Source organism: Pseudomonas sp. TWR2-1-1, assembly GCF_049897045.1.
GTDB classification, from domain to species: Bacteria; Pseudomonadota; Gammaproteobacteria; order Pseudomonadales; family Pseudomonadaceae; genus Aquipseudomonas; species Aquipseudomonas versuta.
Window position 1 is genome coordinate 105951 of the sequence record NZ_JAFCVM010000010.1, and the last position, 17869, is coordinate 123819.

Sequence of the window (17869 nt, forward strand, 5' to 3'; positions counted from 1 at the left end):
CCTGACCACTGCGCAACACTAAACTTTTCAATATTGCGCCAAACAAGACAATGACAGCCCGAACCTCTGGATCAGGCTTGCGCATGCTGTTTGGCGGTCCTGCCAATACATCGAAACAGGGAAGATCATGGAAAAGCCCGCGTCTTCAGAACCGCGCCAGGCCCTCATGCCGATCGCAACGCCCGGGTGGCCCGGTGTTGCCATTTGCAGGCTGTTCATCCGGGTTATGTTTCGCCAGGTCCAGGGCTGGAAACGCGACGTGCCAGCTCATGCGGCGGCCTTTGTCGAAGTCTCGCGCGACGGCAGCCGGCTGGAGGGAGCCTCTGTGCGCACCACCGCCATTCAGCCCCGGGGCGTCGTGATGTTGTGCCACCCGTTCCTCAAGTACGGCATGCATTATTTTTTCGAGAACAAACTGGATCAGGCATTTCTGGATCAGGGTTATCACGTGGTCGCTTTCAATTTCAAAGGCTTCGGCCGCAGCACCATCGGCGGTCATGCATTTGCCGACGATGTGCTGGCGATTGCCCGGCGAGTGACACAGGACAACCCGGGGCTGCCCGTCCACCTGGTGGGCTGTTCGTTTGGTGGCTATCACCTGGCCCATGCCCTGGCACGGGATGCCACGCCCTTTACCTCGGCGGTGCTGGACAGCGTGCCGGTTTCGGTGCGCAGCTACTTCACTCGCGGACCGCTGCGGCACGCCATGCGCTGGATCAGCGGCAGTCGCCTGGCGGTGCCCACGGGGACCTGTGCCATTGATCACTCATTGCAAAGCGTGCGCTATTTACCGGTCGCCTATTTCTACGGGCTCAACGACCGCTTTATCCCGGCTGCCAGCGTGGCAGGGCTAAAGCGCGATTGTGGGACCTTGCATATGGTCGGCTTCGAGGGCTGTCGTCACCTGGAAAACCATAAGAACCACCGGGATCGGTACTTCGAGGAAATCTTCGCTTTTTTCAATCGGGCAGAAGCTCAAACGCCTGTCGTACCGGCATAACCACGCCAAGGAACAATGGAATGGGAAACGAACACAACATGGCGCTGGTGATCGGTGCCGGGCTCAGCCTGCTGGCGGCGCTGATGCATGTCGGGGTCATCATGGGGGGGCCTTCGTGGTATCACCTGTTTGGCGCTGGCGAGCGCTTTGTCCGGGCGGCCAGGGCCGGGCGACGGTTTCCGGCAGTGGTCACGGCAGGGATTGCCCTGGTGCTCACCGCATGGGCGGCCTATGCACTGTCCGGTGCCGGGGTGATCGATCCGTTGCCCCTGCTGCGCCCTGCATTGTGTGCGATCACCCTGGTTTACCTGCTGCGCGGCCTGCTGGGCCCCTTCGTACTGGCCGGTACCGGGCGCAGTACCCGCTTCATCATGATCAGCTCGGCGATCTGTCTGGTGTATGGGCTGGTGCATCTGTTCGGGCTGGTGCAAGTGTGGAGCTCACTCGCGTCACCTGGCTGACCGCCAGTCTCAGTTGCGGGTGCCCGGCAAACTGCACTCGATCATCGCGCACCAGTTGGCGTATCGTTCGGCAAACATTCCAGCACCCGCCAGGGGCTGGAGCAGAAATACACCGTCAGCCATTTAGTTGAAGCGTTGACGGGTCGCCGAGCAGGAAACCCCATGCAACTTGAATGGCTTGAAGACTTTATCGAGCTGGCACGCACCCGCAGTCTGTCCCGTGCTGCCGAGAATCGTTGCGTCACCCACCCGGCGTTCGGCCGGCGCATCCGGGCACTGGAAGAGTGGGTCGGCTCGGCGCTGATCGAGCGCAAGCAACCGCTGTCGCTCACGCCTTGCGGTGTATTGTTTCTTGATGCTGCCACGCAGTCGCTGGCATTGCTGACTGCGGTCAGGGCGCAATTCCAGGGCACCACCCTGAGCCGCGACGAACCGGTGCGGATCGCTACAGGCCGTACTCTGGCCTGTGATTTTTTCCCCGACTGGTACCAGTCGCTGAACCGCCAACTGGGCAGTTTTCCGGTGTCACTGGTTACCAGCGGCGCCCAGGAAGCAATCAGCAAACTGTCCGCCGGCGAGGTCGACTTGCTGCTGAGTTTTTCCAGCCCCTTGACCCAGACGCTGATGGACCCGCAGCGTTTCGACTCGCGAGTGCTGGCCAGTGAAGAGTTGTTGCCGGTCAGTGCACCCGACGCCCATGGGCAACCGCGACAGCAAATAGCCGTCGACAGCAGTGCCCTGACCATCCCCTGGCTGGCGTTTTCGCCGACCCTGGCCCTGCGCGGGGTGCTGGCCCAGCACCTGGAGCAACTGCCTCAGCGTCTGGCCCTGCGCATGGTTTATCAGGCTGATTCCTATGACGCCATTCTGGAAATGGCCAAGCGTGGCATAGGCCTAGCGTGGCTGCCGCGCATGGTGGTCAAAGGGGCACTGGAGTCCGGCGATTTGCTGATTGCGGGCAGCGCCGAGTTCCGCGTCAGCTTCGACGTTTCGCTGCATCGCTTGCGCGCCAACCAGAGCGAACTGGTCATGAAAATCTGGAACAGTCTTTGACCGCTCAGATACCGCAACAGCCATAAGATCCCAACCCTTCAGGCCTGAAAACGGCCTGCGGCAGCGGCTTTACAGGCCCTGTGCCCAAACAGCTCAAACCTGTGCCCAAACAGCAATTGCCGTTGCCGGGCACTTGCTGCAACTTCACCGGGCTTCACCCATAAAAAATAATGCCTTCGATCTTGCCTGGCCGCACTGCGGCCCGGTGAATCCGGATGCCAACTGTGAAATAGACCTGGTGCTCACCCATGACAGTTCAATCATCCGCCGTACCCTTGGTACGTGCTGCGACCAAGCGAGGCCCATGGAAGGAAATCGTCGCTGCCAGCGTCGGCAACGCGCTGGAATTCTACGACTTACTGATCTACGGCTATTTTGCGGTGGTCATCAGCAAGCAGTTTTTCCCCTCCGATAACGAAACCACTTCATTACTGCTGGCCGTGGGCTCGTTCGGCATTTCCTTTTTGATGCGCCCGCTGGGCGCCATCGTCCTCGGTTCATACGCCGACAGGGCCGGGCGCAAGGCATCGTTAACGATGTCGATCCTGCTCATGTTGCTCGGCACCGCGATCATTACCTTCGCTCCGACCTATGAGCAGATCGGCCTGCTGGCACCGCTGTTGATCATTGTTGCGCGCATGCTCCAGGGCTTTTCCACAGGCGGGGAATTTGGTGCAGCGACGGCGTTTATGGTTGAACACGCCGATGCCAAACGCCGGGGCTTCTTTGCCAGCTGGCAATTATCGACCCAGGGCCTGGCGACGGTTTTGGCAGCGGGCGTGAGCGCGCTCCTCAGCTATGTGCTGTCGGATGTGCAATTGAACACCTGGGGCTGGCGGGTGGCATTCGGCATCGGCCTGCTGATCGGCCCCGTGGGTTTTTACATCCGCACGCAAATCGATGAAACCCCGGACTTCAAGAAAACCGTGGCCAATATCGCGGTCAAGACTCCGTTGCGCGATGTCCTGATCAAAGGCCATGTCAGCCTGTTGCTGGCCATCGGCGTCGTTGCCGGAGCCACGGCATTCAACTACGTACACAAGCTGTACATGCCGATCTATGCCCTGAAACAATTGCACATCGCCGCTACTTCCTCGTACCTCGGGGCCTTGATGACCGGCATCACGCTGATGATCATGGCGCCGGTATTCGGCGGGCTTTCCGATCAGTACGGTCGATTCCGGGTACTGACCATCGCCCTGTTGATAACCGGGTTTTCGTCCTACCCGATGTTCGTGCTGCTCAACACCTTCCCCAGCCTCTCAACCCTGTTAATGGTGCAAGCGATTGTCGGCGTGTTGATCGCGGCCTGCCTGGGGCCCATCCCGGCAATGCTCGCCGACATCTTCCCGACCAGTATTCGCGGGACAGGACTGGCGCTGAGCTACAACTTTTCAGTCACCCTGTTTGGCGGGTTCGCCCCGTTGATCGTGACCTGGATGATCGATGCTACCGGCAACAAACTGGCCCCTAGTTTTTATGTGATGGCGACCGTTCTGGTCAGCGTAATGGCAATCATCTGCCTGGGACGACGCATGCGCGGCATCAGCGCTGCAGCCAGTTAAACAGCAGCAAACCCATCTTGCCTGTCGCGCCCTGAACCCGGTGCGACACACGCAAAAGCTGATCTGACGGAGACACAAATGAAGACCCTTGAACAAGTTCGCGCAGCGCTCATACCCTACCCCGTTGAAGTCGAATTTCCCGATATCGAACCCTGGAAAACCGGTAACTGCGGGATCGACTACGTCCACAGCTTCGACAGTGGCCAGCCCGGGCCCCATGTGCTGATCATGGCACTGACCCATGGCAACGAAGTCAGCGGAGCGATCGCGGTAGACACCTTGCTGCGCAGCGGTGTGCGCCCGCGTCAGGGACGACTGTCGCTGGCATTCGGCAATGTCGAGGCCTATCACCGCTTCAATCCACAGGACATCGACGCGACCCGCTTTGTGGACGAGGACATGAACCGTGTCTGGCTACCATCGGCGCTGGACGGCGAGCGCGACTCGGTAGAATTACGCCGCGCCCGTGAATTGCGGCCGCTGATCGACAGTGTCGATTTACTGCTCGATATCCACTCGATGCACGAAGAGTCCGCACCGCTGATGATGTGTGGTGCTTGCAGCAAAGGTCTGGAGTTCGCCCGGTCGCTGGGCGTACCTGCAACCGTCGTCGCCGACGCCGGCCACGCCAACGGACGACGCATGCGTGACTACGGCGGATTTGGCGATGCCGCCAGCCACAAAAACGCGCTGCTGATCGAGACCGGCCAGCACTTTTCAAAGAAGAGCGAACACGTGGCCCTCGATGTGGCAGCACGTTTTCTGATCGCCACCAAAGCCGTCGCCGAAGCTGACGTGCAGGGGTTTCTAAGCCAGCAACAGCCCGTCACCCAACAGTTTCTGCAGGTCACCGAGCCGGTGATCGCCAGCAGCATGGACTTCAGTTTCAGCGAAGACTTCCGAGGCCTCGAACGAATCCCCCGGGCTGGTACGGTGATCGCACGGGATGGCCAGCGCGAGATCGTCACCCCGTATGACAATTGCGTGCTGATCCAGCCGTCACTGCGCCATCTGGGCCAAGGGGTTACGGTGGTGAGACTGGCGCGAGTGCTGGCTATTTAACCGGGCTGCATGCCGCCTGCACAGGAAGCACAAACCAGGGTAGCCGGGTCGGCCTTCACAACGGGCCATCCGGATACCCGCACAAGCCCCACAAAATGAGCATTCCCGGCACGGCACCATGCCTGGCTTTTACCTCTCCCCCTGCCCCGAGTTGCCTGCACACTGGCAATAACTTCGGCGGCCCTGCTTCGCCGACGGCTTATCCAGAACATGGGCATTGCGGCGCTCTATGACGAGGCTGGCCAATATGGCATGAGCCATCGCGTATTCATCCCCCCGAGAAACCTCTGCCAAAAGTGCTGGAATTTATCCAGATACTGCGAGCAAACCTCACGCCACCCGCAGCAATAGATGACGCTGCGGGGTATGCAGTGGGCATTAATTAAATGCGGGCATGAATTCATTTATTCAGACAAATACATTTCCTAATGTATCTAGCTTCGGCATTAGCGAGGTGGCGCTTACAACATTAATCATGTTTTTTATTACCGGGCCACAGCTGACGACTCAAGCCCAACCCGGCACACAGCCTGTCTAGCCTAAACGTTAACCGGGCTGTAACCCACTGCATGTTAAATTAGACACAAGACGAAATGCCGACACTGCTGGCATTAGCATACAAACACCACCCAACAATGAATGTGAAGAATGGCGAAACAGTTCGTCGTTCTGCACACCTTTTTAACGAAACATACTTAACATGTGGCCCGCCAGAAAAATTGGCCACGGAGTTGTCAAGTGCACTCGCAAAAACCCAACGGGATGAACATATTATTAATCGGCGATGATCGTTCTTTGGGTGAAGGCCTTCAGGCTTTTCTTCATAACAACGGTTTTACTTGCATATGGGAGCGTGACATCACAGACATTAAACACATCTGGCGATCCGCAAGCCTGGCTATATTGGACCGGCAAATACTTGGCAAAGACAGCACCCGGCTTCTTCCAGGCTTGCTTACGATAAAAGCATTACCTGTGATTATTCTCACGACTTGCGCCGACGTAGAGGAAAAGATTGCTGCACTGGAAGCAGGAGCGCGTGACTACGTCACAAAGCCATTTGCCCATATAGAACTCCTGGCCCGTATACGTGCTCAGATAAGACCCTTGGGTGAGGGAAACCTGGAATCCGGTGAACTTCTGCTAGTCCCCGCCAAACGTTTAGTCTTCTGGAAAGGACAGAATATTTCTCTTACCCATAAAGAGTTTGAGTTGTTGTTAATCCTTGTACAAATGGCCGGACGTGTTTTTACCAGGGAGGAATTACTTAACCAGGTATGGGGGTATAAAAAATTCCCCTCGACCCGGACGATTGACATGCACATCCTGCAATTGCGGCGAAAAATCCCCAACATCAAAATATCGACCATACATGGCGTTGGTTATCGTCTGGCCGATGACGTACACCCGGATATTTAACGTCAAGTGACACTCCACTCGGATCAACTGCATTCGCCCTCAATTAACCGCCCTGCTCTTCACAAGTCGGTGTCCCGGACGTATTCCATAAAATGCCGTCCGGGCATGTTGCCAAGTTTGCCGGTTTTGCATAACCGGACCGGCCACTGAAAAGCATCAGGTAAGGAAGGTCGACATGTCTTGGCAAACGGTACGGAATGCCTGGGCAAAATGCGCCGCTTCAGCCTCGCTTAGTACCAAGGGTGGCTGGATACGTATAACCCGGTTGTTATTCGCGGTGACAAAGGTCAGCACGCCGTGCTCCTTCGACAGTTTGATGATGAAGCGCAGCACGAACATCTCCTCAAAGTTCTTCTCCACCTCACTGATCGCCTCCTGGATATGCTGCCTGGCTTTATCAGAAAGCATTCGGTAGGTACCTGCTGCGTTCCCCGGTATACGACTGGCAAACTCGCGTACGAATGCCTCCACCCCCCCTTGGAAACTGTATTCAAACTCGATGGCAATCATCAGCCCTGTGCCCCGCACCTCGCGAATGAAAGGGTAGGCACTGGCCACTTCACGCAAGTCGGCCTTGAGCTGGCCACCAACACGGGCGGCATTACCGGCCAGGTCTTCGTCGATGATCACGTCAAGAGTCGCAAGGGCCGCAGCAGAGGCAAAGTTGCCGCCACCGAAGGTCGAAGTATGCAAGGCGAAGGTGTCGATGCTGCCATAGGCTCGATCCCACAGCGCTGCGCCGGACAGCGTAGCGCCTATGGGCACGGCACCGCCGGAGAGGGATTTTGCCAGCACCAGAATGTCAGGCACCACCTCTTCCCATTCACACGCAAATAATTTGCCGGTACGCCCGAGCCCCGTCTGGATCTCGTCGAGAATCATCAGGCAACCATGAGCACTGCACAGTGCGCGCACCTGTCGCAGATAGCCCGCAGGCGGCAGGATCACCCCGCCCTCACCCTGGACCGGTTCCAGGATAAAAGCACCAATTTGCCCCTGGACCAGGGCCGCTTCCAGAGCAGCAATGTCACCAAAAGGAATCGAATCACAACGTTCCAGCAACGGTTTGAAGGGCTCGCGGTGCTTACTGCGACCGGTCACTGATAACGCGCCCAGAGTCTTGCCGTGGTATCCGTTCTCGCAATACAGCACCCGCGGACGGGCCATGGCAGCCATGGCTAATTTCAACGCGGCTTCTATGGCTTCGGTGCCGGAGTTACTGAAAAACACCCGTTCAAGATTGCCCGGTGCCAGTTCGCAGAGTCGCTGCGCCAGCAAGCTGGTTTGTTGCGGCACCGATACGTATTGCACAAAGGTTGGGTGCTGCTGTTGCAGGTAAGCCTGCAATGCCTGGTTGACCCGCGAATGGTTGTGCCCGGTGTTCAGGCAGCCATAGCCGGCGACAAAATCCAGATAACGGTCGCCATTGAGATCGGTCAGCCAGCATCCACTGCCCCGGGTAAAGACTCGTTCGATATGGTTGAACCGGTAGAACGCCTGCAACACCGGGTTGATGTGCTGGCCAAAGCAGCGCAGGACTTCGTCGCGCACTTGCGGCGCACAATCGCTGGGGGCGGCCTCGGCACCGCGATGGTGAAAGCGGCGCAAGGTCTGAAACGCCTGCGGGTGCAGGCGCTCGCCACAGGAGGCCATCGGCGATGGCGAAAAACCATGTTCGCCGGCGATCCGGCCTATCTCCAGCACCTGCTCCTCGGGCAATTCACGGCCTATGGAAAAAGCTTGCGCGCGGCCTTCCAATGCCAGAACCAGGGTTTCGGCCAGACAGCCATTAAGGAACTTCTTGGGGGCCAGCCCAAGAGACTCGGTTCCAAAGCGCACGGCCTCGCTGGCGGACACCAGTCCACCGTCGATGATCAGGATGTCGTTGCGGTCGTGATGAAAAGGCAGCACGTCCCTGGGCAATGCAGCGTCCACCACTACTGAGCCCGGGGCCAGTCGATACGGGTCGATCACCCCGCCGCTGGAGGTCGCTGCGACGTAGAACAGCACCTCGTCGTAACAGGTAGCGATCTCGGGAGTCAGGCACACCTGAGGGTGCATTTGCACCGGCAGGTAGCTGAGACTTTTATGGCCCTGCTCGACACTGCCCCGGTGCACCAGGCGCAGGCGGCAACCCTTGCGCGCCAGCAGCCTGGCAATAACCAGAGCGATAGAGCCGGGGTAGCCGACCACCGCCACTTCGCAGTCAGCGGGCGACACATCCAGGCGGGCCATGGCTTCCAGCACGTTCTTGTAGGCCGCAAAGGCAGTCAGCGAATTACCGGTGGTCACCGCCACGCCGCTACGGTCCAGCGTTTGCAAACCACGGTTGCCGACAATCGCGGTAAAGCCCCCCAGACCCACCAGCTGGGCACCTTGCGCGCTGAGGCTTTGCACACCTTCCAGTACGCGCTCAGCGATCGTTCGCGGCTGGCTGAGCATCTGCTCGGCGGTGAGCGGCAGGTAATGCAAAATACCTTCGCAGGTAGCCCCGGTGGCACTGACGATACGCCCGAAATCAGCGAACGGAACCAGGTTGCGCGGCTTCCAGAGTTGAGATTGATAGCCCAGATTCTGCTCGGCAAGCGTACGGTCCAGCAGGTCGATAATCTTGACCTGACGCTGCAGGCCGATGGAAGTCGGGTGGGCAATAAAACCGAATTTCATGCTGGGGTGCCCCCGATGCACGCTCATTGACGGCTCCAGGCGGTTTCCGAGACCAGACTCAAGCCATCGCCCTCCGAGTTGTGGGCCAGCAATACGTCGATAATATTCAATTGCCCGGGACACATCAGAAGGCTGCGCAGGCGTGCCTCATCGAACTTCACCAGGCGTTCGCGGTGCACGCAGATCGAGCCCGCCCGCTCCAGTGAAACGGCCAATGACCCGGCGCTGGAGACTGCAACCTGCAACGCGCCGTTATGGGCGTATCGCTTGTCGAGGTAGGTCTGGATCAGCGACAACAGGCCATTGGTTAGATAGAACAGGGTCACGTTGCGTTTTTTTGCACCGCGATCGCCGGCCAGGCCATCGATGAGCCGCGCCTCGATATCCGGCACCAGCGCCCGGGCACCGTCACCGACAAATGCCAGCACGTTGCCCGAGCCGGTCATGGCAATGTAAGGCAGCGCCATAAGACCGTCCCCCATCAAGGCGCGTCCGTACCAGCCGGAAAACCCCGGATCAGTGCGCGGCACATTACGTAGCGCAGAAATGCCACAGCGCCCGACGTCGTAGACGCCAATGTAGCGATAGCCCTGTTGCTCGATCAGCTCGCGCACCAGGTTGCCCAGGCGCAGAAAGAAGTAGTTGGCGGTCATCGGCAGCGTCTCGACCTGATCCACCGCGACGCTCTCGCTGATACCGGACAACACCTCAAGCTTGGCACGGCGCAGTGCGAGGACCTGCGGTTCGACCTGCAAACCGCGCTCTATATGATCGAGAAAGACATCCAGCGGCACATTGAGCGACAGGTCAGTAAAAGGCGAAACATGACGCGGCTCATGATTGACCTGCACGATCCGCAACTGGCGCTTGAGCTTGCCTTCGGAGAATGGTGTGGCCGCCTGGTCGACCTTGCCCTTTAGAAAGAACACGCAATGGCTTTGCGGCCCGTTGAGCTCATGCCCGGTGTGCATGAAGTGATAGATACGGCGGCTGAAACCATACAGGGACAACGGCCCCAGATACTGCGGCACCGGTTGGCCCTTATGGTATGGGCCGACGCTCCCGGGCTGGGTGATGCTGTCGGCCAGGGCAATGGCTGCGCGCTCGGCCAGTACGTAGACTCGCTGGCGTTGCCCGTCGCTGAGCTTGCCGCATTGCCAGAGCAGGTGCAGCGGCTGGTGATTGATCAGATCCAGGGCCTGATCCAGCGCTTGGAGCTGACTGCTGTCGAGGGGCGTATCAAGGGCCGTCGCCCGCTCAGGCAAACCTACATTCAGCGGCTTCCTGGGACGGGACTCCAACACACCTTGGGTAGCAAGGATGAACACCGGCTCCGCCCGCTCGGCGAGCATGGCGAAAGCCTGCTCCAGGCAAGCGCCAACCTCCTCGACCTTGCGGATGAAGACCTGGCGCAAGCCTTTGGCCTCGATCACCCGGCACCCGTTGTTCTCAACGTCATGGGTGCCCTGGAAGGCGTACCAGACATTCTCCGGGCTGTCGGCACAGATGATCAGCCCCGGCGCACCGAGGCGCTTGAGGTTGGCCAAGGTACCGCGAAACTCGTCAATCATGCCCGACGTCACGGTGATCACATAAGCACGGCCAAACAGCTGCCAGCCAGCCATGGCACTGACCGCCAGACTGTGCTCATTGCACCCGCTGAAGCACCGCACTCCTGTTCCGGTGAGGTTCTGCTGCATGGACTGGATCAACCCTGCAACCATGGAGCCCGTGTAAAAATGAAAGTCCCAGTGCTCTTGCCAGCGACTGCGCATGAACCGTGTCACTTCGGTGGCCATGCTCACTGACAGCAACGGGCTGGTAATGGAGCGTGCCAGCAGGCGGTTAAAGTGAACGTGCTCCAGGTGATCGAGCACAATGCGCAGCAAGTCCGCGCGCCGAGCGGCACGATCATCATCAATCACTCGCAGATTACGGTTCCCGCCCACCTGGTTCATCCACCCCGCCAAGGCTGACAAGGCGCAATACATCAGTGCTGAATGGGGCGAGAGGCGCGTGCCGGGCGTAATGGCGATCAGCGCGTCAAACGGGTCTTCGAAGCTGGCCTCGGCCTGCTCACTGAGATCGAGGATAAATATCTGGCTGGACAGTTGCGGGGCCTGGCAACACAGCTGCACCTGTGCCGCCTCGATCGAGGTGAAGCTCATCAGGCACGGTTCAGGCACCACCATGACATCGGGCAGCATTGCTTGCAGGTAGTGCCGGGTCTTGAGGACAAGCATTTGCAGTACCGCCTCGCTTCGCGGTTTTGGCCCCGGCCCGCAGAGCATGCCTTCATTGCCACCCTGCTTCAGCGGCCGGTCAGGTGCACAGGGAGCGGGCTGTCGGCACGCCTGCAACTGTTCAATAACAAAGGTCACATCCTCGATTAGAGTCTGGGCCCGGGTAACGAGACAGATACCTAAGATTGGCTTCATGGACGTATACCTACTCAAGTCGAACTTCCGGTTAAAAGGTTCGCTGTTATCGCCAGTAAGACGCCGTCCAATTCAAGCCCGTGCAACTCGCACTTATTGGCGCGCCAATAAATCAGACAAAATAAAACCGATGACGGCCCCCGCAGACTCGAGAGCAACCATGACTCCTTGAAAGACAAACAGGTGACCGTACAGAGCCCTGCCTGCACTCCATCAATATTGATAACTACGGCAACCATTACTCGCCCAGGTGTTCAGCAATAACACCTGGACGGTTATATACAATACCGCTCAATTACAGAGCCTGGCATTTACCCCTGTACTCATCGGCGATGCACTTCGATAGCCTGATGATTTGATCCGCCAATTCATCAACCATGGCCAAGTGTTCCTTTTTCATCAGTGTCAGTCTTATACAGCTGACTTCACGAAGCACGCCGGTTTCAGATGAAATATCACAGTCTGCCATCGCCACATAAAAACCTGAGGCTTTAAGTTGCTCATACAGTTGGCGTGTCGCAGCGCTGATATCCGCACATTCAATATAAAACACCACGATATCAAGAGCCGGTTCACGAACGACAAGCCTCACGTCATCAACGGCAAAAAGCAGTTCAGACATTTTAACGGCCGCGGTATGACAAGAAAGAAGCACCCGGGAAAACTCCCCCTCTTCTTCTAAAGGGAGACATTGCATGGTGGCCCACAACGCAGCTGCAGCTGCGCCAGGCCGGGAACATTCCAGGGTCTTTTCACCGATGCTGATACCTCGCCGGTCAAAATAAGTGTACGGCGAGTCGTGCGTATATATCGCTTGCGACGTCGACTCGCTGACACCTCTCAACAGCAGTGCGCCACAGCCAAAACCTTGAAGCCCATGTTTATGAGGATCAATGACTATAGAATCCGCGGAGGGCAGAAAATCGAAAGCTTTTCGGTCACGTCCAGCAAGACGCGCTCGAATCAGATAGAAGTAGCCGCCATAGGCCGCATCGACATGAACTTTAAAATCATGTTCGGCCTTAAGGGAAAATATTTCATCCAGGGGGTCGATTGCGCCATTGAGGGTGGTCCCTAAAGTACATACCACCACGGGCACATCTGTAGCCTCCAATGCAGCCAGTACACCTGACAACGCTATTGAGCACAGGCTGCCGTCTTTGGTGACATCCACCTCAAGGTACTTGAGATCAAGGATATTGGCCGCGCGCTTGTGGGTAAAGTGAGCCCCCTTGCTGCAAATTACCGTGTTGGCTCCCAGCTCCCTGTGAATCCACAAGGCCTCAAGATTGCCTATTGTCCCGCCCGACGTCAGATGCCCCTGATAATGATTCCAGTCCAGCATCCTGGCCATGCTGTCAAGGCACTCAACTTCCATCTTCGTTGTGGCACGCCCTCCGTCATAACTATGATTATTGGGATTGAACTGCATGGCCAGGAAATAGCTCATGACCGCCACATCGCACACATACCCGGACATGTGCCCGGCATAGCGGGGGTGGAAATAGGGGTCGTTATCGCCCAACCTGGTTAAAAGCGCCTGAATGACACCGTCCGTTTCGAAATCCCAACGCTGCTCAAATGAAGGAAGTTCAGGAAAAGTGCAGTACAACCTGTTCTGCGCCGCCACTAAAACTTCCAGATTCTTTCTAGACAACATGTCTCATGCCCTCTGCAAGTTTGGCGTACACATCCGCCACAGATTCAAAAACAAACAACCTCTCAGGCTCTCCCGCCGCCGAGATGCCCGACTCCAATACACTTGCCAGGTCATACCACATAATTTCAATGTCTTTGTTTATGAAACGCTTCAATGCAACATTCGACGTAATCAACCCGCCACCAAAGGCATAAAGCTGATCGCCCCGGGCCACCACGCCAAACTCAAGTGTGTAAAACCACAGCTTCAACAATAGCTCGCGCTGTTCTTTAGTGACCGTGGCCCACAAGACAGCAAATTGCTTGCTCACCTGGTTGAACTTCGGGAACACAAAATAGGGCGCATGACCAAAGAGGTCGTGATAGAAATCGGTCATGTCCGATTGCGCTACATGCTCGGGAGGCCTGACGTTGGCGTATACCGGAAACTTCCCTTGCGCCAGGATTGCAAACCAGGCATCAAGCCCCACAGGGTAGGTCAGTTTGATTGCACCCCCTTGTGTAGAAATAACATCCCTTATTTTTTCGATCTCTATCGGCCGCTCCATCAACCGGAGTGTCTCAACACCGTGGTGCCACTCACTGCATATATAATCCTGCGATTCATGCAACAGGTCCGTAAAGGAACTCCAGACCCGATCAAACTCTATTTCATTAACAGTTATATCTTCCTGCATTACCTTCTCCAGGTCGTCCTTGTCCTTAAAACACTAACTTCAGGGCAACCGGGATATGTCAGGGACTTGTAAAATCTTTGCTGAATTTCAGATATACAGTGATAGCCGAAAGCCACCATGTCCGACATTAAGACAATATTCGTGACCCACTGGAAGTTGAATACTAATAACCTGCAACTTGCGCCTGTGCCGAACGCCCGGACCGGGGAAATCACTCGGAATGCAGGCCAGAGCCGACTGTTGACAGAGCAACAGCTGCGCAACAGTTATTGTTCCATTAGCGACAAACTTGTCGTCTCTGATACTCCCCGCATCCCCCTGCGAAGGACCTTAAAGCGCCCGGCACAGCCCGCAGCTGTGGCCTCAGGCGCGCTAAACATGGGCAGGCACAGTTATTGCTCTGGTGCTTTTAACGGTTATTTTTAAATGGAGTCAGTCAATGGCCAAAGTCCAGACCGCAGGCGCAGTGTCAGAGGCCCTGTGGCATCAGGCACCGATCGGCGAGTTGGTCGATCTGGGGCGGGTTTATCGAGGGCCGCTGGCGCTGCTGCGGTTGCCCGCGCCCAAGCGCATCTTGGGTCGAGGCGAAGCCTTGCTGCTGGGGGTTTTTGCCCTGGCACTGCATGGCGCAGTGATTTACTGGATCAGCCAGTCACCGGCGCCCGTACTGCCGATCGTGCCACCGGAAATCCCGCCGATGACCATCGAGTTTTCGCAGCCGGCACCGGTCATCGAAACCCCGCCTCCACCGCCAGAACCTATCCCGCAACCGGTGGCCGAACCGCCACCGCCCGTGGAGGACGAACTGGCGGTAAAGCCGCCGCCACCGCCCAAACCCAAACCCAAACCGGTGGTCAAGCCGGTGCCCAAGCCCGTCGCCAAACCGGTCGAACAACCACCGGCACCGCCAGCACCGCCGGTGGCCGCGCCAGCGCCACCGGCACCACCCGCGCCCAGGCCCGTGACCCCGGCCTCGGCCAATGCCGGCTACCTGCATAACCCGGCACCGGAGTACCCGGGGCTGGCGATGCGTCGCGGCTGGGAAGGTACGGTGCTGCTACGGGTGCATGTGCTGGCGAGCGGTAAACCCGGCGAGATTCAAATCCAGAAAAGCAGCGGTCGCACCCAGCTCGATGACGCAGCCCTGGCAGCAGTCAAACGCTGGAGTTTTGTACCGGCCAAACAGGGCGACGTCGCCCAGGACGGCTGGGTCAGCGTACCCATCGACTTCAAAATCAAGTAATTCAACCCTATCGATAGACCGCGGGCCACCTGACAAAAGGCGCATCGCTACACACGAACTAATGCCTTGTTGGAGAGCCACACCATGAACCTGATCGCTTCCCCTTTCGAATCCATTGAACATGCGGTTATCTGGCTGCTGATTATTTTTTCGGTCGCTACCTGGGGCCTCGCACTGATCAAAGGGGTGCAGTTCACCCGGCTCAAGGCCCAGGACCGAAAATTCCACAAACGCTTCTGGGCCGCCTCAAGCCTGGACTCGGCCGCTGAACTGGCCCACACCCAGCCGGGCGCTGCAGCCCGCGTCGCGCAAGCTGGCTACAACGCCATTCAAGTCGCCGAAAGCGGCGCGCCTGCCACTGACCTGAGCCATGCGATCAACCATCAGGACCGCCTCGAACGGGCCTTGCGCCAGCAGATCGTGCGCGAACGCCGCTCGCTGGAAAGTGGCCTGGCCATTCTGGCCAGTATCGGCAGCACCTCGCCTTTTATCGGTTTGTTCGGCACCGTGTGGGGCATCATGTCGGCCTTGAAAGGCATCAGTGCTGCCGGCTCCGCCAGTCTTGAAACCGTGGCCGGCCCCATTGGCGCAGCGCTGGTCGCGACCGGTGTCGGGATCGCGGTCGCAGTACCTGCGGTGCTGGTCTACAACTACTTTTTGCGCCGCCTGAAACTCACTGTCGCTGACCTGGACGACTTCGCCCACGACTTCTACAGCCTCGCGCAGAAGAGCTCATTCCGCGTGCATTTGCATCCGGTGCTGAACAAATCTGCAGCATCTGCTCAAAAAGTGAAGGAGGCGTCCTGATATGGCGTTCTCAACCCAGGACAGCGATGAAGTACTCAGCGAGATCAACGTCACGCCACTGGTGGACGTGATGCTGGTGTTGCTGGTGGTGTTTATCGTCACCGCCCCGCTACTGACCAACTCCATCCCGATCAACCTGCCCAAGACCGAGGCTGTGGCCCCGGTCGAGCAGAAAGACCCGCTGGTGGTCAGCATCGACGACAAAGGCAAAGTGTTCATCAACAAGGACGAAGTACAGCCGCAAACGCTCGAATTCAACTTGCAGGCCGCCAAGGCCAAAGACCCCGATGTTCGCGTGCAATTGCAGGCGGACAACGGGGTGAACTATGGCGAAGTGGCACGGGCCATGGCCTCGATCGAACGTGCGGGGATTACCAAGCTGTCGGTGATTACAGCGAAATAGTCCGGCGCAGGCCATCGGCACCCGTAATGCGGGGTCAGATGGCCTGAACTCTTGAGCCAAAGCCTGAGTCACAACTAAGTGTGGCAGCCCTGCCGCCGTTGCGACTCGAGCATCATGAAAAAACCCGCGCCAATTTCGACTCCGCCCGTTGACGGTGATACTGCGCTGTTCAAGAAGCTCGGCCCGGGTCTCATCACCGGCGCGGCAGATGACGATCCCAGCGGCATCGCCACTTACTCGCAAGCCGGCGCCCAGTTTGGCTTGAACACACTGTGGACCTTACTGCTCACTTTCCCGCTGATGGTCGGTATTCAAGTCATCAGTGCCCAGATTGGTCGCGTCAGTGGCCATGGCCTGGCGACCAATCTGCGTACCCATTACTCCAGGCCCTTTCTTTACACCATCGTCTCGCTGTTGCTGATCGCCAATATTGCCAACATTGGTGCCGATATCGCCGCCATGGGCGAAGCGCTCAAGCTGCTGATCGGCGGCCCGCCCCATGGGTATGCGGTCGCCTTCGGAGTGATCTCCATCCTGCTGCAGGTCTTCATTCCCTATACCCGCTATGTGCGGGTGCTGAAGTGGCTGACCCTGGTGCTGCTGGCCTACGTCGGCCTCCTCTTCGCCGTGCAGATTCCATGGAGCCAGGTGCTGTTGCGAACCCTATGGCCGCAACTGTCTTTCAAACCCGAGTACGTCACCATGGTGGTGGCCATTTTCGGCACCACCATCAGCCCCTATCTGTTTTTCTGGCAGGCGTCGCAAGAAGTCGAAGAAATAAAAGATCATCCGGGCGCGCAATCCCTGATCGAGGCTCCGGAGCAGGCAAAGGTCAACTTCAAGCGAATCCGTGGCGACACTCTGGTCGGCATGGCGTTTTCCAACATCATTGCCTTTTTCATCATGCTGACCACCGCTCTGACCCTGCATAACCACGGCGTTACCGACATCCAGACCTCGGCCCAGGCGGCCAGCGCCTTGCGCCCGATTGCCGGCGAATTCGCTTTCTGGCTGTTCGCAGGCGGCATCATCGGCACGGGGATGCTGGCAATACCGGTACTGGCAGGCTCCTCGGCCTATGCCCTGGCGGGTGCTTTCCAGTGGAGCAACAGCCTGGCCGCCAAGCCCAGGGAGGCAAAAGCCTTTTACGCCGTGATTGCGGTCTCGACGCTGATAGGAATTGCGATCTGCTTTGCCCCCATCGATCCGATGAAGGCGCTGGTGTGGAGTGCGGTGGTCAATTGCGTGATCGCCGTACCCATCATGTTCTTGATGATGCGCATGGCCTCACGCAAAGACATCATGGGTAACTTCACCATTGGCCGCGGCTTGACCCTGCTTGGCTGGAGCTGTGCCGTGGCGATGGCACTTGCGGTCATCGCCATGTTCTGGGGCATGCTCCTGAATTGAGCGGG

The 17869-nt window shown here is 57.9% G+C and carries 14 protein-coding genes; 10 read left to right on the forward strand and 4 right to left on the reverse strand.

Annotation, left to right across the window (positions count from 1 at the left end; translation table 11 throughout):
* The first annotated feature begins 127 nt into the window (after positions 1–127).
* The 6 genes from ACP7BO_RS21625 to ACP7BO_RS21650 all read left to right on the forward strand — a co-directional run bounded on the left by ACP7BO_RS21625 (position 128) and on the right by ACP7BO_RS21650 (position 6560).
* Entirely contained in the window at positions 128–1000 is an 873-nt protein-coding gene (locus tag ACP7BO_RS21625) for an alpha/beta hydrolase (protein ID WP_426212672.1), read from the forward strand.
* Positions 1001–1020: 20 nt separating this feature from the next.
* Positions 1021–1461, forward strand: a complete 441-nt coding sequence (locus ACP7BO_RS21630; protein ID WP_426212674.1) for a hypothetical protein — start codon at positions 1021–1023, stop codon at positions 1459–1461.
* A 162-nt stretch (positions 1462–1623) separates the two neighbouring features.
* On the forward strand, positions 1624–2514 hold the full coding sequence (locus tag ACP7BO_RS21635) for a LysR family transcriptional regulator (protein ID WP_060695386.1): 891 nt from the start codon (positions 1624–1626) through the stop codon (positions 2512–2514).
* A 248-nt stretch (positions 2515–2762) separates the two neighbouring features.
* The gene (locus ACP7BO_RS21640) at positions 2763–4079 is read left to right on the forward strand and encodes an MFS transporter (protein WP_426212676.1); all 1317 of its coding nucleotides are present in this window, start codon (positions 2763–2765) and stop codon (positions 4077–4079) included.
* Between the two features lie 78 nt (positions 4080–4157).
* Positions 4158–5141, forward strand: coding sequence for a M14 family metallopeptidase (locus tag ACP7BO_RS21645; RefSeq protein ID WP_426212678.1), 984 nt, complete (start codon positions 4158–4160; stop codon positions 5139–5141).
* A gap of 738 nt (positions 5142–5879) precedes the next feature.
* The gene (locus tag ACP7BO_RS21650; protein WP_426212680.1) at positions 5880–6560 is read left to right on the forward strand and encodes a response regulator transcription factor; all 681 of its coding nucleotides are present in this window, start codon (positions 5880–5882) and stop codon (positions 6558–6560) included.
* Between the two features lie 156 nt (positions 6561–6716).
* Here ACP7BO_RS21650 and ACP7BO_RS21655 read toward each other — a convergent pair whose 3' ends face one another.
* The 4 genes from ACP7BO_RS21655 to ACP7BO_RS21670 form a co-directional block, all read right to left on the reverse strand.
* Positions 6717–9254 (reverse strand): aminotransferase class III-fold pyridoxal phosphate-dependent enzyme, encoded by a 2538-nt coding sequence (locus tag ACP7BO_RS21655; protein WP_397454887.1) that lies wholly within the window; start codon positions 9252–9254, stop codon positions 6717–6719.
* Positions 9251–11665: a decarboxylase gene (locus ACP7BO_RS21660; RefSeq protein WP_426212683.1), complete on the reverse strand. Its 2415-nt coding sequence runs from the start codon at positions 11663–11665 to the stop codon at positions 9251–9253. The genes ACP7BO_RS21655 and ACP7BO_RS21660 overlap by 4 nt, the downstream gene beginning before the upstream one ends.
* Before the next feature lie 295 nt (positions 11666–11960).
* A complete protein-coding gene (locus ACP7BO_RS21665) occupies positions 11961–13325 on the reverse strand; it encodes a pyridoxal phosphate-dependent decarboxylase family protein (protein WP_426212685.1) in 1365 nt (454 codons plus the stop codon).
* Positions 13315–14001: a hypothetical protein gene (locus tag ACP7BO_RS21670; protein ID WP_397454890.1), complete on the reverse strand. Its 687-nt coding sequence runs from the start codon at positions 13999–14001 to the stop codon at positions 13315–13317. The genes ACP7BO_RS21665 and ACP7BO_RS21670 overlap by 11 nt, the downstream gene beginning before the upstream one ends.
* Positions 14002–14440: 439 nt before the next feature.
* Between ACP7BO_RS21670 and ACP7BO_RS21675 the strand changes: the two genes are divergently transcribed.
* The 4 genes from ACP7BO_RS21675 to ACP7BO_RS21690 all read left to right on the forward strand — a co-directional run bounded on the left by ACP7BO_RS21675 (position 14441) and on the right by ACP7BO_RS21690 (position 17864).
* Positions 14441–15244 (forward strand): energy transducer TonB, encoded by an 804-nt coding sequence (locus ACP7BO_RS21675; protein WP_426212687.1) that lies wholly within the window; start codon positions 14441–14443, stop codon positions 15242–15244.
* An 84-nt stretch (positions 15245–15328) separates the two neighbouring features.
* Entirely contained in the window at positions 15329–16051 is a 723-nt protein-coding gene (locus tag ACP7BO_RS21680; protein WP_426212690.1) for a MotA/TolQ/ExbB proton channel family protein, read from the forward strand.
* A 1-nt stretch (position 16052) separates the two neighbouring features.
* Positions 16053–16454: an ExbD/TolR family protein gene (locus ACP7BO_RS21685; RefSeq protein ID WP_060695411.1), complete on the forward strand. Its 402-nt coding sequence runs from the start codon at positions 16053–16055 to the stop codon at positions 16452–16454.
* A 114-nt stretch (positions 16455–16568) separates the two neighbouring features.
* Positions 16569–17864 carry an NRAMP family divalent metal transporter gene (locus ACP7BO_RS21690; protein WP_397454892.1) on the forward strand — a complete coding sequence of 432 codons (1296 nt, stop codon included), beginning with the start codon at positions 16569–16571 and terminating at the stop codon, positions 17862–17864.
* Positions 17865–17869 lie beyond the last annotated feature (5 nt).